The 16,409-nt window shown below is 65.4% G+C and carries 14 protein-coding genes; 12 read left to right on the top strand and 2 right to left on the bottom strand.

Annotated features, from left to right (window positions below; translation table 11 throughout):
• Nucleotides 1–157: 157 nt before the first annotated feature.
• The 10 genes from rnr to CCZ28_RS13420 all read left to right on the top strand — a co-directional run bounded on the left by rnr (nt 158) and on the right by CCZ28_RS13420 (nt 10,760).
• Complete coding sequence (gene rnr / locus CCZ28_RS13465) at nt 158–2,962, top strand: ribonuclease R (RefSeq protein ID WP_140218793.1); 2,805 nt, start codon at nt 158–160, stop codon at nt 2,960–2,962.
• A complete protein-coding gene (rlmB, locus tag CCZ28_RS13460; RefSeq protein WP_058779685.1) occupies nt 2,959–3,708 on the top strand; it encodes a 23S rRNA (guanosine(2251)-2'-O)-methyltransferase RlmB in 750 nt (249 codons plus the stop codon). The genes rnr and rlmB overlap by 4 nt, the downstream gene beginning before the upstream one ends.
• A 133-nt stretch (nt 3,709–3,841) precedes the next feature.
• Nucleotides 3,842–4,216 carry a response regulator gene (locus CCZ28_RS13455; protein ID WP_140218791.1) on the top strand — a complete coding sequence of 125 codons (375 nt, stop codon included), beginning with the start codon at nt 3,842–3,844 and terminating at the stop codon, nt 4,214–4,216.
• Between the two features lie 182 nt (nt 4,217–4,398).
• A complete protein-coding gene (gene rpsF / locus CCZ28_RS13450; RefSeq protein WP_140218789.1) occupies nt 4,399–4,809 on the top strand; it encodes a 30S ribosomal protein S6 in 411 nt (136 codons plus the stop codon).
• Between the two features lie 26 nt (nt 4,810–4,835).
• Nucleotides 4,836–5,066, top strand: a complete 231-nt coding sequence (gene rpsR, locus CCZ28_RS13445; RefSeq protein WP_058765609.1) for a 30S ribosomal protein S18 — start codon at nt 4,836–4,838, stop codon at nt 5,064–5,066.
• A 35-nt stretch (nt 5,067–5,101) separates the two neighbouring features.
• Nucleotides 5,102–5,992 (top strand): hypothetical protein, encoded by an 891-nt coding sequence (locus CCZ28_RS13440; RefSeq protein ID WP_140218787.1) that lies wholly within the window; start codon nt 5,102–5,104, stop codon nt 5,990–5,992.
• A gap of 20 nt (nt 5,993–6,012) precedes the next feature.
• A complete protein-coding gene (gene rplI / locus CCZ28_RS13435) occupies nt 6,013–6,459 on the top strand; it encodes a 50S ribosomal protein L9 (protein ID WP_140218785.1) in 447 nt (148 codons plus the stop codon).
• 149 nt (nt 6,460–6,608) lie between these two features.
• Nucleotides 6,609–8,003 (top strand): replicative DNA helicase, encoded by a 1,395-nt coding sequence (gene dnaB, locus CCZ28_RS13430; protein WP_058768707.1) that lies wholly within the window; start codon nt 6,609–6,611, stop codon nt 8,001–8,003.
• Complete coding sequence (locus CCZ28_RS13425) at nt 8,003–9,016, top strand: D-alanine--D-alanine ligase (RefSeq protein WP_140221350.1); 1,014 nt, start codon at nt 8,003–8,005, stop codon at nt 9,014–9,016. Before dnaB ends, CCZ28_RS13425 begins: the two co-directional genes overlap by 1 nt.
• Before the next feature lie 262 nt (nt 9,017–9,278).
• Nucleotides 9,279–10,760, top strand: a complete 1,482-nt coding sequence (locus tag CCZ28_RS13420) for a glucosyltransferase domain-containing protein (protein ID WP_140218783.1) — start codon at nt 9,279–9,281, stop codon at nt 10,758–10,760.
• Between the two features lie 203 nt (nt 10,761–10,963).
• On the opposite strand, the gene CCZ28_RS13415 is transcribed toward CCZ28_RS13420, so the two are convergent.
• Nucleotides 10,964–12,340 carry an amino acid permease gene (locus CCZ28_RS13415; RefSeq protein ID WP_140218781.1) on the bottom strand — a complete coding sequence of 459 codons (1,377 nt, stop codon included), beginning with the start codon at nt 12,338–12,340 and terminating at the stop codon, nt 10,964–10,966.
• 289 nt (nt 12,341–12,629) lie between these two features.
• On the opposite strand from CCZ28_RS13415, the gene CCZ28_RS13410 reads away from it, so the two are divergent.
• Both CCZ28_RS13410 and CCZ28_RS13405 read left to right on the top strand, forming a co-directional pair.
• The gene (locus tag CCZ28_RS13410; RefSeq protein ID WP_140218779.1) at nt 12,630–14,897 is read left to right on the top strand and encodes a YgiQ family radical SAM protein; all 2,268 of its coding nucleotides are present in this window, start codon (nt 12,630–12,632) and stop codon (nt 14,895–14,897) included.
• Between the two features lie 108 nt (nt 14,898–15,005).
• Nucleotides 15,006–15,461, top strand: a complete 456-nt coding sequence (locus tag CCZ28_RS13405) for an REP-associated tyrosine transposase (protein ID WP_140218777.1) — start codon at nt 15,006–15,008, stop codon at nt 15,459–15,461.
• Nucleotides 15,462–15,551: 90 nt separating this feature from the next.
• On the opposite strand, the gene CCZ28_RS13400 is transcribed toward CCZ28_RS13405, so the two are convergent.
• On the bottom strand, nt 15,552–16,406 hold the full coding sequence (locus CCZ28_RS13400) for a shikimate dehydrogenase (RefSeq protein ID WP_140218775.1): 855 nt from the start codon (nt 16,404–16,406) through the stop codon (nt 15,552–15,554).
• Nucleotides 16,407–16,409 lie beyond the last annotated feature (3 nt).

Raw genomic sequence — 16,409 nt, 5'->3', positions numbered from 1 at the left:
GGGGCGGCACTTTACTCAGGGGTCGTTTGCTTGTAAACCCCTGCTGCGAAAAATATTTTATTGAGCATGCCAGGCTAACTATTGCGCTGTTTTCACGTTTCAATAGGCTCCATGGCTGCTCCTACCGAACCTAGACATAGAAGGTAACCCCAGACTGATGGCCGATTGGCAATCCCTCGATCCCGAGGCCGCCCGGGAAGCGGAAAAGTACGACAACCCCATTCCGAGCCGCGAACTCATTCTGGCTCACCTCGCCGACCGCGGCGCTCCGGCCACGCGGCCGCAGCTCGCCGAGGAATTCGGCCTCACTACCGAAGACCAGCTCGAAGCCCTGCGCCGCCGCATGCGCGCCATGGAGCGTGATGGCCAGGTCATCTACACCCGCCGCGGTGCCTATGCCCCCATCGACAAGCTGGATCTGGTGCGTGGCCGCATCGCCGGCCATCGTGACGGCTTCGGTTTCCTGATCCCCGACGACGGCAGCGACGACCTCTTCCTCAGCCCGGCACAGATGCGCCTGGTGTTCGACGGCGACATCGCCCTCGCGCGGGTGGCCGGCCATGACCGCCGCGGTCGCCGTGAAGGTGGACTGGTCGAGGTGGTCAGCCGTGCCCACGAATCCCTGGTCGGGCGCTTCTTCCAGGAGAGCGGGCTGGCCTACGTGGTGCCGGACAATCCCAAGATCGGTCAGCAGGTGCTGGTGCCCGAAGGCAAGCACGGCGGTGCCGCCCATGGCCAGTTCGTGCAGGTGCGCATCGACGAATGGCCTACCACCTTCCGCCAGGCCCAGGGTGAAGTGGTCGAGATCCTCGGCGACTACATGGCGCCGGGCATGGAGATCGAAGTCGCCCTGCGCAGCTACGACATCCCCAACGAGTGGCCCAAGGCCGTCGAGAAGGAAGCCGCCAAGCTCAAGCCCGAGGTGGAGGAGAAGGACAAGCAGAAGCGCATCGATCTGCGCCAGTTGCCCTTCGTCACCATCGATGGCGAGGACGCCCGTGACTTCGACGACGCCGTCTATGCCGAGGCCAAGAAGTCTGGCGGCTGGCGGCTGTATGTCGCCATTGCCGACGTCTCGCACTACGTCAAGGTCGGCTCGGCGCTGGACGCCGAGGCGGAAAAACGTGGCAACTCGGTGTATTTCCCCGCGCGGGTGATTCCCATGCTGCCGGAGGCGCTCTCCAACGGCCTCTGCTCGCTCAATCCCCAGGTGGATCGTCTGGCCATGGTCTGCGAGATGACCATCGCCGCTTCCGGCCGCATGACCGGCTACCAGTTCTACGAGGCGGTCATCCACTCCCATGCGCGGTTGACTTACAACAAGGTCTCGGCGGTGCTGGAGCAGCCCAAGTCGGCCGAAGGCAAGCAGTTGCGCAAGCAGCTGGGCGACGTGGTGCCGCATCTCGAGCAGCTCTATGCGCTGTACAAGGTGTTGCTGGCTGCCCGCCATGTGCGCGGCGCCATCGATTTCGAGACCCAGGAAACGCGCATCGTCTTCGGCGCCGACCGCAAGATCTCCGAGATCCGCCCGACCCAGCGCAACGATGCCCACAAGCTGATCGAGGAGTGCATGCTGTGCGCCAATGTGGCCACCGCCAAGTTCCTCGAGAAGCACAAGGTTCCCGCCCTGTATCGGGTACACGACGCGCCGCCCCTGGAAAAGCAGACCAACCTGCGCCAGTTCCTCGGTGAGATGGGCCTGTCGCTGACCAAGGGCAAGGCCAATCCGGTGCCATCCGACTACCAGGCGCTGCTGCAGCAGATCCGTGAGCGTCCGGACTTCCGGCTGATCCAGACGGTGATGCTCAGATCCCTGAGCCAGGCGGTCTACAGCCCGGACAACAACGGGCACTTCGGTCTCAACTACGAGGCCTATACCCACTTCACCTCGCCGATCCGCCGTTATCCGGACCTGTTGATCCATCGCGCCATTCGCAGCGTGATCCGCTCCAAGCTGGAGACCAAGCACGTCAAGCGCGCCGGTGCGGCGAGCATGCCCAAGGCGCGGATCTATCCCTACGACGAACTGCGTCTGGATCAACTTGGCGAGCAGTGCTCCATGACCGAGCGCCGCGCCGACGAAGCCACGCGGGATGTCTCCAACTGGCTCAAGTGCGAATTCATGAAGGATCGCGTCGGCGAGACCTATGCCGGCGTCATCACTGCGGTGACCGGTTTCGGCCTGTTCGTCGAGTTGTCCGAGGTCTTCGTCGAGGGCCTGGTGCACGTCACCGCGCTGCCGGACGACTACTACCACTTCGACAGCGTCCACCATCGCCTCTCCGGCGAGCGCAGCGGGCGCAGCTATCGCCTGGGCGATCCCCTCGAGGTGGTGGTGGCGCGGGTCGACCTGGACGAGCGCAAGATCGATTTCGTCCTGCCGGCCAGTGCCGGCGCGCCGCGGGTGCGCGAAGAGCGCGAGCCGCGCCGCAAGCGTGACAGTCGCGGTCGCCGTCGCGAAGCGCCCGCGGAAGACCAAGCCGTCGCCCCGACGCCGGAAGCACCGGCTACCTCGGTGTCGCCGGAACTGCTGGAGCAGGCTGACAAGCTGCTGGGCAATACCGACGTCAAGCGCAGCCGCGCGGTGAAGCAGGCCCTGCTGGCGGAAGCCAAGGTGGAAGGCGCCAAGCCCAAGGCCAAGGGCAAGTCCGGCGGCCAGAGCAAGGCCGGCAGCCAGGACAAGACCAGCAGTCAAGGCAAGACCAGCAGCGCCCAGGGCAAGGTCGGCAAGAGCAAGGCCAGTGCCACGGCCAAGGCCCGTACCGCTCCAGCGGCGCGTCAGGCCCAGGGTGCGGCTGCCGAAGGCGCTGCCGCGGTGGAAGCCAAGGTCAAGAAGGCCAAGGCCGCTGCCGCCAAGAAAAAATCGGCAGGCAAGCCCAAGGTCGAAGGCCAGGCCAAGCCGGCAGCCAAGGCGAAAAAGCCCCATCGCAAGGGCCAGTCGCGCCCCAAGGGTGACGCATGAGTCAGCTGGAAACCGTCTACGGTATCCATGCCGTGGAGGCGCTGTTGCGCTTCCATCCGCGGCGCGTGAAGCAGCTCTGGATCGCCGAGGGGCGGCAGGAGCCGCGTGTCCAGGCGTTGTTGGAGTTGGCCGCTGGCCAGCGGCTGGCGGTGGAGACCAAGCCCCGTGCCCTGCTCGACGAGCTCGCCGAGGGCGTGCATCAGGGCGTGGTGGCCCAGGTCAGTCCCAGCCAGGTATGGGGCGAGGCCATGCTCGAGGAATTGCTCGACCGGGCCGAGGGGCCGCCGCTGCTGCTGGTGCTGGATGGCGTGACCGATCCGCACAACCTCGGCGCCTGCCTGCGTAGCGCCGATGCAGCGGGAGCCCTGGCGGTGATCGTGCCCAAGGACAAGTCCGCCACCCTGACCGCGGTGGTGCGCAAGGTAGCCTGCGGGGCCGCCGAGGTGCTGCCCCTGGTGGCGGTCACCAACCTGGCGCGTACCCTGGAAAAGCTGCAGAAGCGCGGCCTCTGGATCGTCGGCACCGCCGGCGAGGCGACGCAGGACATCTACGATGTCGACATGAGTGGGCCGACGGTAGTGGTCATGGGGGCCGAAGGCAAGGGCATGCGCCGCCTCACCCGCGAGCACTGCGACCATCTGGCGCGGTTGCCCATGGCGGGCAGCGTTAGCAGTCTCAACGTATCGGTGGCGACGGGTATCTGCCTGTTCGAGGCGGTACGGCAAAGACGAGGCTCCGCGCCCTGAACGTGAACATGATGAAACGCCTAGGCGCTGCTTTGGTGCGTATCGCACTATACGAATCGCGCTTCGGTCCGCAGAATGTCAGGCTCGCCGCTCGGAATCCCGGAGCGAGCGCTGCTAACGAGAGGATGCCCGCGTGAGTCAGGAGATCCAAGAGCCGGTAGGCTTGCGAGTGTTGCTCGTCGAGGACGACGCCACGCTGCGCATGCTGACCACGGAAGTCATCGAAGAGCTGGATCATCAGGTCACGGCCGTCGCCTCCGCGGAGGCCGCCTTGGAGCTGCTGCCGCAACGTGAGCACGATGTGCTGTTCACCGATATCGGCCTGGGTGGCATGTCCGGTATCGAGTTGACGCGGCGTGCATTGGCGATGGATCCGGCGCTGCGCATCGTCGTCGCCTCCGGTTACGCCTTCGAGCCCGAGCCGGGTATGGAAGAGCGGGTCGGGGTGCTGATCAAGCCCTACGACCTGAACAAGATCCGCCAGGCCCTGGCCGACGTGCAACGCTGAGGCGTCAGAGCTGGCCGGCGGTCGCGCCGGCCAGCTGTGCGGTTGCGCCCTCGGGCGCCCTTCTCTAGAATGCTGCCCCTTGCCTGGAGTACGTCCGTACTCCGCGGGGCAAGTCATCCGAACTATTCACTCCTTGCCTGACCGCGTTTCCGCGGCAGGCTGCAACCCGTAAGGAGCATTAAATGCGTCATTACGAAGTCGTGTTCCTGGTTCATCCGGACCAGAGCGAACAGGTGGGCGGCATGGTCGAGCGCTACACCAAGGCTATCGAAGAAGACGGTGGCAAAGTCCATCGCCTGGAAGACTGGGGCCGTCGTCAGCTGGCTTACGCCATCGACAACGTTCACAAGGCTCACTACGTACTCATGAACATCGAGTGCAGCGCCAAGGCCCTGGCCGAGCTGGAAGACAACTTCCGCTACAACGACGCCGTGATCCGTAACATGATCCTGCGCCGTGACGAGGCCGTCACCGGTCAGTCCGAGATGCTCAAGGCCGAAGAAAACCGCAACGAGCGTCGCGAGCGTCGCGAGCGTCCTGCCGAGTCCGAGTCTGCCGATGGTAGCTCCGACGACGTCGACAGCGCCGAGTAATCTGGATCTAGCGAGGAATCATTGTCATGGCACGTTTCTTCCGTCGTCGTAAGTTCTGCCGTTTCACCGCCGAAGGCGTGAAAGAGATCGACTACAAGGATCTCAACACCCTGAAGGCCTACATCTCCGAAACCGGCAAGATCGTCCCGAGCCGTATCACTGGCACCAAGGCCAAGTACCAGCGTCAGCTGGGCGCCGCCATCAAGCGTGCCCGTTACCTGGCCCTGCTGCCCTACACCGACAGCCACGGTCGTTGATCGACGCCTGAGCACGGATAACGGATAAACACGGCATGCGGCCTCTGGCTGAGTTCATCATGCGCGGGCGTACCCAGGCCACCCTGGTGGTGGTATTGGGCGCGGTCGTGCCGCTGCTGTACTGGATGACCGCTGCCGGTGGCAGCCTGGTGCTGTTGCGCCGGGGACCTGCCGCGGCGGCCGGAGTGCTGGTCTGGGCCCTGCTGCCAGCATTGTTCTGGTTGTACTGGGGCGATGCCAGCATCCTGTTGGTGGTCCTGGGTTCGACGCTGCTGGCGGCCATATTGCGCCAGAGTCTGTCCTGGACGCGGGTGTTGTTGGCCAGCGTCCCCCTGGGGCTGGTCTTCGCCCTGGTGCTGGGACAGGTCTACGCCGAGGGTATCAACGAACTGGCAGATACCATCCGCCAGATGTTGCCCCAGGTACTGGGCCCGAACATGGCGCAGTTGCCGCCGGAAAAGCAGGCGCAGTTGCAGCAGTTGCTGCTGCCCGTGCTGACCGGCCTGATGGCGGCGTTCTTCCAGATCACCTGCCTGCTGTGCCTGATGCTAGGGCGCTACTGGCAGGCGGCGCTGTACAACCCTCAGGGGTTCGGTCGCGAGTTCCGGGTCCTGCGTTTGCGTCCGGCCATCGCGCTCGGCCTGCTGGCCCTGCTGGTGCTGGCGCCGAACCTGGGCAGTGGGCTTGGCCTGCTGACCCCGCTGTGCAGCGTGCCGCTGGCCTTTGCCGGCATCGCCCTGTTGCATGGGCTGGTGGCGGTCAAGCGCCTGGCGGGATTCTGGTTGGTGGGGCTGTACGTGACGCTGTTGCTGTTCGGGCAGTTGATCTATCCGTTGTTGGTGATTCTGGCTGTGATCGATAGCGTGTTCGATTTCCGTGGGCGGTCTGCGCAAGAGCCGCAGGGCCCGACGGACGGTGAAGGTTAAAAGTTAAGAGGAAAGACTCAATGGATGTCATCCTGCTGGAAAAGATCGCCAACCTGGGCAACCTGGGCGACAAAGTGAACGTCAAGGGCGGCTACGCCCGTAACTTCCTGCTGCCGCAGGGCAAGGCCACCGCAGCTACCGCTGCCAACGTCGAGGCTTTCGAAGCTCGTCGCGCCGAGCTCGAGAAGCAGGCTGCCGAGAAGAAGGCTCAGGCCGACGCCCGTGCCGCCAAGCTGGCTGAACTGACCGTTACCATCGCTGCCAACTCTGGCGACGAAGGCAAGCTGTTCGGTTCCATCGGCACCCGCGACATCGCCGAAGCCGTCAGCGCCGCTGGCGTCGAGCTGGACAAGAGCGAAGTTCGCCTGCCCAACGGCGCGCTGCGTAACACCGGCGAATACGACATCGAAGTGCACCTGCACACCGACGTCGAAGCTACCGTCAAGGTCGTCGTCGTCGCTGAATAAGCGCGCCGTCGCCTGACTGGCGGACTTGCGCCCCAGCGTTTGTCTGCCGACAATCGGGCACGTCATTGCGAAGGCAGTGACGTGCCCTTTGTCTTTTCTGCCGTTCGAAAATCATTTCGCCGCCCGCAATGGGGGCCCAAGACCTGCGCATGAACGAGATTTCCCTGCCCGAGCAGTACGATCTGCAGACCGCTGCCCTCAAGGTGCCGCCGCATTCCATCGAGGCCGAACAGGCCGTGCTGGGTGGTCTGATGCTGGACAACAATGCCTGGGAGCGCGTGCTCGATCAGGTGTCCGATGGCGACTTCTATCGGCACGACCATAGACTCATCTTCCGCGCCGTGGCCCGTCTGGCCGAGCGCAACCAGCCGTTCGACGTGGTGACCCTGTCCGAGCAGTTGGACAACGAAGGCCAACTGCCCCAGGTGGGTGGCCTGGCCTATCTGGCCGAGCTGGCCAGGAACACGCCGTCGGTGGCCAACATCAAGGCCTATGCGCAGATCGTGCGCGAGCGTGCCACCTTGCGGCAGCTGATCGGCATCAGCGCCGACATCGCCGACAGTGCCTACAACCCGGAAGGGCGCGGCGCCAACGAGCTGCTCGACGAAGCCGAGCGCAAGATCTTCGAGATCGCTGAAGCACGACCCAAATCCGGCGGCCCGGTGGGGGTGAACGACATCCTGACCAAGGCCATAGACCGCATCGATACCCTGTTCAACTCCAGCGACGCCATCACCGGGGTCTCCACGGGCTTCGCCGACCTGGACGAGAAGACCAGCGGCCTGCAACCGGCCGACTTGATCATCGTCGCCGGCCGCCCGTCCATGGGCAAGACCACCTTCGCCATGAACCTGGTGGAGAACGCGGTGCTGCGGACCGACAAGGCGGTGCTGGTGTTCTCCCTGGAGATGCCCGCCGACTCCATCGTGCTGCGGATGCTGTCGTCCCTCGGCCGTATTGACCAGACCAAGGTGCGTTCCGGCAAGCTGGACGATGACGACTGGCCGCGGCTGACCTCGGCGGTCAACCTGCTCAACGACCGCAAATTGTTCATCGACGATACCGCTGGCATCAGCCCCTCGGAAATGCGCGCCCGGACCCGGCGTCTGGTGCGCGAGCACGGCGACCTGGCACTGATCATGGTGGACTACCTGCAGCTGATGCAGATCGGCGGCAGCGGCGGTGAGAACCGCACCAACGAGATCTCCGAGATCTCGCGCTCGCTCAAGGGCCTGGCCAAGGAATTCAACTGCCCGGTGGTGGCGCTGTCCCAGCTCAACCGCTCCCTGGAGCAGCGGCCGAACAAGCGTCCGGTGAACTCCGACCTGCGTGAATCGGGCGCCATCGAGCAGGACGCCGACGTCATCATGTTCGTCTACCGGGACGAGGTGTACCACCCGGAGACCGAGTACAAGGGCGTGGCGGAAATCATCATCGGCAAGCAGCGTAACGGCCCGATCGGCACCACGCGGCTGGCCTTCATCGGCAAATACACCCGGTTCGAGAATCTCGCACCCGGCAGCTACGTTTTCGAGGACGAATGATGGTCAAGGACAAGCTGAAGATCGCCGTCCTGCTCGGCGGCACCAGCGAGGAACGCGATGTCTCCATCGCCAGCGGCGCCCAGGTGGTGGCGGCCTTGCGTCGGCGCGGGCACCAGGTGGTGACCGTGGACACCGCCCTGGGTTTGCTGGACGAGGACGCCGAGCGGGCGCTGCTGGAGGCCCGGGTCGGCCTCGAGCCGCCGGAGCGGACCGCCCTGGTGCGGATGCGCGGCCAGGACGCCGGCGCCGTGCTCAGCCGTGCCGAGCTGGGCGATCAGGATCTGCTGTTCCTCGCGCTGCATGGCGGTACCGGTGAGAACGGTACCCTGCAGACCCTGCTCGATCTGGCCGAGCTGCGCTATACCGGTAGTGGCCGGATAGGCAGCGCCGTGGCCATGGACAAGGACCTCAGTAAGCGGCTGTTCCGCGCCGCCGGGGTGCCCACCGCCGACTGGCTGATGGCGCCGGTGGATGCCGCCATCGTGGCCGAGACCCTGGGCTTTCCGGTGATCGTCAAGCCCAGCCAGCAGGGCTCCACCGTGGGTCTGAGCAAGGTCAGCCGCGCCGAGGATCTGCAGCCGGCCATCGACTTGGCGCTGCGTTACGACCGAGAGGTGATGATCGAGCGCTTCGTCGCCGGTCGCGAGCTGACCGTGGGGGTCCTGGGCGACCAGGCACTGGCGGTGGGCGAGATCGTCCTCGGCCAGAGCGGCGTGTTCGATTACACCAGCAAGTACCAGCCCCAGGGCGCGGTGGAGGTTTTCCCGGCCGAGGTGTCGGCCGAGATCGCTGCCGAGGCGCGCCGGCTGGCCCTGGCTGCGCACCAGGCGCTCAAGCTCAACGGCTACAGCCGCGCCGATTTCCGCCTGGATGCCGAGGGACGCCTCTGGTGCCTGGAGGTTAATACCCTGCCGGGAATGACCGCCACCAGTCTGCTACCGCAATCGGCGGCGGCGGTCGGCATTGATTTCGAAGAACTGTGCGAGCGCATTTGCCGGCTGGCTCTGCGATGATGCAAGGCTCTTGCTAGAGCGGCTCCCGGCGCTGGACCTCCCAGGCCAGGGGCAAAAAGCGACCTGGTAGAGTCTGTTCCAGACGAGGGGCGAGACTGGGATGGTCCGGGCCCTGCGTTCGGTGCCATCATCAGCTGCGCTGAGCGGCTTCGTCAGTCGTTCGAGCCGAACCCGACCGGCCGGGCAGGTGCCTGGTCGGTCAGCCTGTAACTCCTGCCGGTGAATACCGCAGGTACTTCGTTCGCCGCCAGGGAGCGGAACCTTGAATCGGACGTTGACCCCGCTACAGACCCGCCTGTTCTTTCTGCTTGCCATCCTGCTGTTCGTCTTGCCGTTCATCCTCGCCGATTTTCCCTATGTCGACGACAACTGGCGCATCCAGTTGCAGAACGGTCTGGAATGGCGTCAGCAGGGGCGCGTGCTCACCGAGATGTTCTATCGGCTGCTGACCTTCAGCGGTACGACCCTCAACATCTTTCCCTTGCCGCTGTTGATCGCCAGTGTCGCCGCGGCCTGGGCCTTGACCGACCTGGCGCGGCACTACTTCGGCGCACCGCGCCCGACCCAGTGCCTGGCCATCCTGCCGCTATGGTTCTCGCCGTTCTGGCTGGGCAATCTGACCTATCAGTACGACGGCCCGGCCATGGCGTTGAGCCTGGTTGCGGTGATCTATGCGGTGCTGTTCCGCAGTCGCCATACCCTGGTGACGCTGCTGGCTCCGGCGATCCTGTTGGCGGCGGCCATCGCCTTCTACCAGGTGGCGCTCAACGTCTTCATTGCGCTCTGTGGCCTGGAGCTGATCCGCGGGGTGCAGCGGCGCGTGTCGCCGGAGCGGCTCTTGCGCCTGGTGCTGCGCCAGGTCGTGCAGCTGCTGCTGGGCACGCTGTTCTACTATCTGACCGCCTACCAATTGGTGACCACCGATCGTCATGCCGGGCTGGGCGCCGACCTGCTGCCGATCCTCTGGCAGCGCCTGGGCGAGGTCCTGCACTGCGTCGAGCTGCTGCTGACGCCCGGCAATACCTGGCTGTGGATCATCTTTGGCGCTCTGGCCGCCCTGGGCTACGGGCTGGGTGCGCTGACCTATGCGCGCGCCTATGGTCGTCGCGCGCAGCCAGTGCTGCTGCTGTACGGCGCGACCCTGCCGGTGCTGGCGCTCTGCGTGGCCGGCATCACCCTGCTGTTCCGCGATTTCATCCTCGAGGCGCGGACCCTGACGGGAATGGCCGTGGTGCTGATGTTGGGCCTGCTGCTCGCCCACGACCTGCTGGAACGGCTGGTGCCGCGTCTGGAGTGGCTGGTGATCCTGCCGCTGCTGTGGATGCTGTCGCTGGCCTATGCCTATGGCCAGGTGCTGTCCGCGCAAAAGACCTTCGAGCGCGAACTCGTGCAGGAGCTGCGCCACGATCTCAGCAGCGATCCCCGCTTGCGCCAGTTCAAGCGCATTCTCTGGACCGGCGGACCGCTGGAGGCGACCTGGCTGCCCCTGGCGCACCGGACGCTCGAACAATTGCCGGTGCTGCCCTTCATCCTCGGCCTGTCGCCGGGCAACTTCATGATCGCCGAGCGCCTGCAGGATCTGGGGGTGATCGACGATGCCGACAGCGACAGCTGCACCCAGCGCGTGGCCGTCCCCGGTGCCGGGGTACGGCTGGTGGACAATCTTTACTATGACATCTGGGCGGTGGGCGAGGACGGCTGCATCATCATGAAGCCGCGGCCGCCGTGGATACCCTTCGAGTAGGGTAGGTTGGGCTGAGCGAAGCGAAGCCCAACAAGGCTTGGCTACGCCCGTTGGGCTATCGCGGCCATGGGCCGCTCCTACGGGTACAGACACCCTTGTAGGAGCGGCCCGTGGCCGCGATAGTTTGCCTGACAGGAGCGGCCGCATCGGGCCGCGATCAAAGGCGTCAAGCCAACATCGGCCTGCGAGAGAGCCAGGTGCGATCAGCCTCGGCGCAGCTTGAAGCAGAGGAACAGGAAGGCCAGCCACACCGGGATGGCATAGACCGACACGGCGATGCCGGGGATGCGCAGCATCAGCACCAGGATCATGCCGACGAAGGCCAGGCACAGCCAGTTGGCGAAGGGCGACCAGAACGCCGGGAAGTGCGAGGTCCGGCCGGCCTGGCGTTGGGCGGCGCGGAATTTCAGGTGGGTCAGGCTGATCAGCGCCCAGGCGATCACCAGCGAGGCCACCACCAGCGACATCAACAGCTCCAGCGCATTCTGCGGCAGCAGGTAGTTGACCAGCACGCAGAGCAGGGTCACAGCCGAGGACACGGCGATACCCAGCAGCGGCACCCCGCTGCGGTTCGTGCGCAGCAGGGCGCGCGGGGCGTCGCCCTGCTCGGCCAGGCCGTAGAGCATGCGGCTGGTGCAGTAGACGCCGCTGTTGTAGACCGACAGCGCCGCGGTCAGGACCACGAAGTTGAGCAGGTTGGCGGCGGTGTCGCTACCGAGCAGGGCGAAGGTCTGCACGAAGGGACTGCCGGCGTAGTCGTCACCGCCGGCGCCGATGCTGCGCACCAGTTCGTCCCAGGGGTGCAGCGAGAGCAGGATGGTCAGGGCGCCGACATAGAAGATCAGGATGCGCCAGACCACCTGGTTGATGGCCTTGGGGATGACGGTGCGCGGCTGGTCGGCTTCGGCGGCGGTGATGCCCACCAGCTCCAGCCCGCCAAAGGAGAACATGATGATCGCCAGCACGGCGAACAGGCCGCTCCAGCCGTTGGGCAGGAAGCCGCCATGGCTCCAGAGGTTGCTCACTGAGGCCTCGGGGCCACCGGCGCCGCTGATCAGCAGCCAGAGGCCGAAGGCCATCATGCCGAGGATGGCCACCACCTTGATCAGGGCGAACCAGAATTCGGTCTCGCCGAAGGCCTTCACGTTGAACAGGTTGATGGCGTTGACCAGTACGAAGAACACCAGGGCGCTGGCCCAGGTCGGTACTTCGGGCCACCAGTACTGCACGTACTTGCCCACCGCGGTGAGTTCCGACATGCCCACCAGTACATAGAGCACCCAGTAGTTCCAGCCGGAGAGAAAGCCCGGGAAGCGCCCCCAGTAGCGACTGGCGAAGTGACTGAAGGAACCGGCCACCGGCTCCTCGACGATCATCTCGCCGAGCTGGCGCATGATCAGGAAGGCGATGAAGCCGGCGATGGCGTAGCCAAGGATCATCGCCGGGCCGGCCGACTTGAGCACCCCGGCCGAGCCGAGGAACAGACCGGTGCCGATGGCCCCGCCGAGGGCGATCAACTGGATGTGACGATTCTTCAGGCCGCGCTGCAACTGGCCGGCGGCGGGTTGGGGCTGGGACATGGACGGGGGTGTCTCGGTGGTGGGGAGGGAGCGGGGGGCTATGGTAGCACTCCTGTCGAGTCAGGCCGCGGCGTGGGCTTTCCCTCACCCCGGCCCTCTCCCTGAGGGAGAGGGGGAAGAGCAGGTACGCGGGGTGCTTTTGCCTCCTCTCCCCCTGGGAGAGGGTTGGGGTGAGGGCGGGCCAGAGCCACCGCCGATAGCCAAAGGCAATCGATGTCCGGGGGCTGAATTGGTCATTTTTTGTGCTATTCTGCGCGCCCTCCAAAATACCCCTTTCCCGGAAGCTGCCATGCAAGCCGCCACGCCGCTGTTCGACTATCCGAAATACTGGGCCGAGTGCTTCGGTCCGGCGCCGTTCCTGCCCATGAGTCGGGCGGAAATGGACCAACTCGGCTGGGACAGCTGCGACATCATCATCGTCACCGGGGACGCCTACGTCGATCATCCATCCTTCGGCATGGCCATCATTGGCCGCTTGCTGGAAGCCCAGGGCTTCCGGGTGGGCATCATCGCCCAGCCAGCCTGGCAGTCGAAGGACGACTTCATGCAGCTCGGCGAGCCGAATCTGTTCTTCGGCGTGGCCGCGGGCAACATGGACTCGATGATCAACCGCTACACCGCCGACAAGAAGATCCGCTCGGACGATGCCTATACCCCGGGCAATGTCGCCGGCAAGCGGCCGGATCGCGCCAGCCTGGTCTACAGCCAGCGCTGCAAGGAGGCCTATAGCCATGTGCCGGTGGTGCTCGGCGGCATCGAGGCGTCGCTGCGCCGGATCGCCCACTACGACTACTGGCAGGACAAGGTGCGGCGCTCGATCCTGATGGACGCCACCGCCGACATCCTGCTCTACGGCAACGCCGAGCGCGCCGTGGTGGAGATCGCCCAGCGGCTGTCGCGGGGCGAGCAGGTCGAGTCCATCACCGATGTGCGCGGCACCGCCTTCATCCGTCGTGATACCCCCGAGGGCTGGTTCGAGGTCGACTCGACCCGCATCGACCGTCCTGGCCGCGTCGACAAGATCATCAATCCCTACGTCAATACCCAGGACACCGAGGCCTGCGCCATTGAGCAGGCGAAAGGTGAGGTCGAAGACCCCAACGAAGCCAAGGTGGTGCAACTGCTGGAAAGCCCGCGCATGACCCGCGACAAAACGGTGATCCGCCTGCCGTCCTTCGAGAAGGTGCGCAACGACCCGGTGCTCTATGCCCACGCCAACCGCGTGCTGCACCTGGAGACCAACCCGGGCAACGCTCGCGCTCTGGTGCAGAAGCATGGCGAGGTCGACGTCTGGTTCAATCCGCCGCCCATCCCCATGACCACCGAGGAAATGGACTACGTGTTCGGCATGCCCTATGCGCGGGTGCCGCACCCGGCCTATGGCAAGGAGAAGATCCCGGCCTACGAGATGATCCGTTTCTCGGTGAACATCATGCGTGGCTGCTTCGGTGGCTGCACCTTCTGCTCGATCACCGAGCACGAAGGCCGGATCATCCAGAATCGCTCCCATGACTCGATCATCCGCGAGATCGAGGAGATGCGCGACAAGGTGCCGGGCTTTACCGGCGTGGTTTCGGACCTGGGCGGGCCGACCGCCAACATGTACCGCATCGCCTGCAAGGACCCGGAGATCGAGCGCCACTGCCGCAAGCCGTCGTGCGTGTTCCCCGGTATCTGCGAGAACCTCAACACCGATCACTCGTCGCTGATCGAGCTGTACCGCAAGGCGCGGGCGCTGCCGGGGGTGAAGAAGATCCTGATCGCCTCGGGGCTGAGATACGACCTGGCCGTGGAGTCGCCCGAATACGTCAAGGAACTGGTCACCCACCATGTCGGCGGCTACCTGAAGATCGCGCCCGAGCACACCGAGCGCGGTCCGCTGGACAAGATGATGAAGCCGGGCATCGGCAGCTATGACCGCTTCAAGCAGATGTTCGAGAAGTACACCAAGGAGGCGGGCAAGGAGCAGTACCTGATCCCCTACTTCATCGCCGCGCACCCGGGCACCACGGACGAGGACATGATGAACCTTGCCCTCTGGCTCAAGCGCAACGGCTTCCGCGCGGACCAGGTGCAGGCCTTCTATCCCTCGCCGATGGCCACCGCCACGGCCATGTACCACTCGGGCAAGAATCCGCTGCGCAAGGTCACCTACAAGAGCGATGGCGTGACCATCGTTAAGAGCGACCAGCAGCGCCGCCTGCACAAGGCCTTCCTGCGCTACCACGATCCCAAGGGCTGGCCGATGCTGCGCGAGGCGCTCAAGGAGATGGGCCGCGCCGACCTGATCGGGCCGGGCAAGCACCAGCTGATCCCGGCCACCCAGCCGGTGGGCGACGCCGGCTACCAGAGCGCGCGGCGCAAGAATTCCACCCCGGTGGGCAGCAAGAAGGCCGGCGCTGGGGCTGGGCGCATCCTCACCCAGCACACCGGCCTGCCGCCCCGCGCCAGCGACGGCAGCAAGGCCTGGGACAAGGGCCAGGAAGGCCAGGCCACCGGCTACGCCAAGGGTGGCCCGCGCAAGAAGTCGCGGCGCCAGCCGAATATGCCGCGGTAAGATCTTTTGATCGCGGCCATGGGCCGCTCCTACAGTCTCAAGCATTACTGTAGGAGCGGCCCATGGCCGCGATAGCTCTTAATTGTCTTCATCACTCAAGGACGAGCGATGTCATCACGTCATGCGGCGCTACGCAGGGGCCGGGTTTCTCTGCCTGGCCAGCTGTATCTCCTTACCGCCACGACCGTGGAACGTCAGGCACTGTTCGCCGATTTCCATTTGGCGTGCACGGCGGCTCGTGCCTTCAACGACCCTCGTTTGCTTGGTGACGCCAGGCTGCTTGCCTGGGTGTTGATGCCGGATCACGTTCACTGGCTGGTTTCGCTGGGTGAGTGTTTCAGCCTGGAAGAGTTGGTCCTGCGCCTGAAGTCGGCAAGCGCGCGTCGGGTCAATGCGATCCGCAATACCAAAGGGGCTGTGTGGGCGCCGGCCTATCATGACCATGCGCTACGAGCCGAAGAGGATGTGCAGGCGGTGGCCCGCTACATCGTCGCCAATCCGGTGCGGGCGGGGCTGGTGAAGCGGGCGGGTGATTATTCGTTTTGGGATGCGGTGTGGCTGTAGATGGTTGCGCGGAAATTATCGCGGCCATGGGCCGCTCCTACGGGGCATATCGGAGCCTGTAGGAGCGGCCCATGGCCGCGATCAACCGCGCTACCCGCGCAATTCGGCGAAGTGGGCCTGCATCCGGTCGGCGTTGGCGGTGCGGCCGCTGAAGAGTTCGAAGGCCTTGACCGCCTGGAAGACGGCCATGGTGCCGCCGTCCAGGGTGCGGCAGCCGAGGGCGCGGGCGTGGCGCAGCAGTTCGGTTTCCAGCGGGAAGTAGATGATCTCGGCGACCCACAGGCCGGGGTGCAGCAGCTCGGCCGGCAGCGGCAGACCGGGCAGCTTGGCCATGCCCACTGGCGAGGTGTTGACCAGGCCGTCGGCGGCGGCGACTGCCGCGGCCCGGTCGGTGCCGACCGCGGCGCGGCCGGGGCCGAAGTGGCGGGTCAGGTTGTCCACCAGGATCTGGGCACGCTCGGCCTCGACGTCGAAGATGAACAGCTGGTCGACGCCCTCGGCGAGCAGGGCATGGGCCACGGCGCTACCGGCGCCGCCGGCGCCCAGCTGGACCACCAGGCGCTTGGCCACGTCCGGCAGGCCGCGGCGGAAGCCTTCGGCGAAGCCCAGGCAGTCAGTGTTGTGGCCTATGGCGCGGCCGTCGGCCAACACCACGGTGTTCACCGCGCCGATGCCGCGCGCCTCGGGGGAGAGGTCGTCGAGCAGCGGGATGATCGACTGCTTGCAGGGAAAGGTGATGTTGAGTCCGGTGAAACCGGTGCGCTGGGCGGCCTGCAGCAGCTCGGGCAGGGCGTCGGCCTTGAGGCCGAGAGCGTCCAGGTCGATCAGGCGGTAGAGGTATCTCAGGCCCTGGGCGTCGCCTTCGCGCTCGTGCATGGCGGGTGTCAGCGAGGCCTGGATGCCGGCGCCGATCAGGCCGGCGAGGACGGATTTGGGTGCGGTCATGGA

The organism is Pseudomonas oryzihabitans (assembly GCF_006384975.1).
Classification (GTDB): domain Bacteria; phylum Pseudomonadota; class Gammaproteobacteria; order Pseudomonadales; family Pseudomonadaceae; genus Chryseomonas; species Chryseomonas psychrotolerans_B.
This window is presented reverse-complemented; position numbering and strand designations above follow the sequence as displayed.

What these genes read in the sequence shown, in the direction of transcription:
- rnr (WP_140218793.1), top strand. Translation starts at nt 158, where the DNA reads ATGGCCGATTGGCAATCCCTCGATCCCGAGGCCGCCCGGGAAGCGGAA.
- rlmB (WP_058779685.1), top strand. Translation starts at nt 2,959, where the DNA reads ATGAGTCAGCTGGAAACCGTCTACGGTATCCATGCCGTGGAGGCGCTG.
- rpsF (WP_140218789.1), top strand. Translation starts at nt 4,399, where the DNA reads ATGCGTCATTACGAAGTCGTGTTCCTGGTTCATCCGGACCAGAGCGAA.
- rpsR (WP_058765609.1), top strand. Translation starts at nt 4,836, where the DNA reads ATGGCACGTTTCTTCCGTCGTCGTAAGTTCTGCCGTTTCACCGCCGAA.
- CCZ28_RS13440 (WP_140218787.1), top strand. Translation starts at nt 5,102, where the DNA reads ATGCGGCCTCTGGCTGAGTTCATCATGCGCGGGCGTACCCAGGCCACC.
- rplI (WP_140218785.1), top strand. Translation starts at nt 6,013, where the DNA reads ATGGATGTCATCCTGCTGGAAAAGATCGCCAACCTGGGCAACCTGGGC.
- dnaB (WP_058768707.1), top strand. Translation starts at nt 6,609, where the DNA reads ATGAACGAGATTTCCCTGCCCGAGCAGTACGATCTGCAGACCGCTGCC.
- CCZ28_RS13425 (WP_140221350.1), top strand. Translation starts at nt 8,003, where the DNA reads ATGGTCAAGGACAAGCTGAAGATCGCCGTCCTGCTCGGCGGCACCAGC.
- CCZ28_RS13415 (WP_140218781.1), bottom strand. Translation starts at nt 12,340, where the DNA reads ATGTCCCAGCCCCAACCCGCCGCCGGCCAGTTGCAGCGCGGCCTGAAG.
- CCZ28_RS13410 (WP_140218779.1), top strand. Translation starts at nt 12,630, where the DNA reads ATGCAAGCCGCCACGCCGCTGTTCGACTATCCGAAATACTGGGCCGAG.
- CCZ28_RS13405 (WP_140218777.1), top strand. Translation starts at nt 15,006, where the DNA reads ATGTCATCACGTCATGCGGCGCTACGCAGGGGCCGGGTTTCTCTGCCT.
- CCZ28_RS13400 (WP_140218775.1), bottom strand. Translation starts at nt 16,406, where the DNA reads ATGACCGCACCCAAATCCGTCCTCGCCGGCCTGATCGGCGCCGGCATC.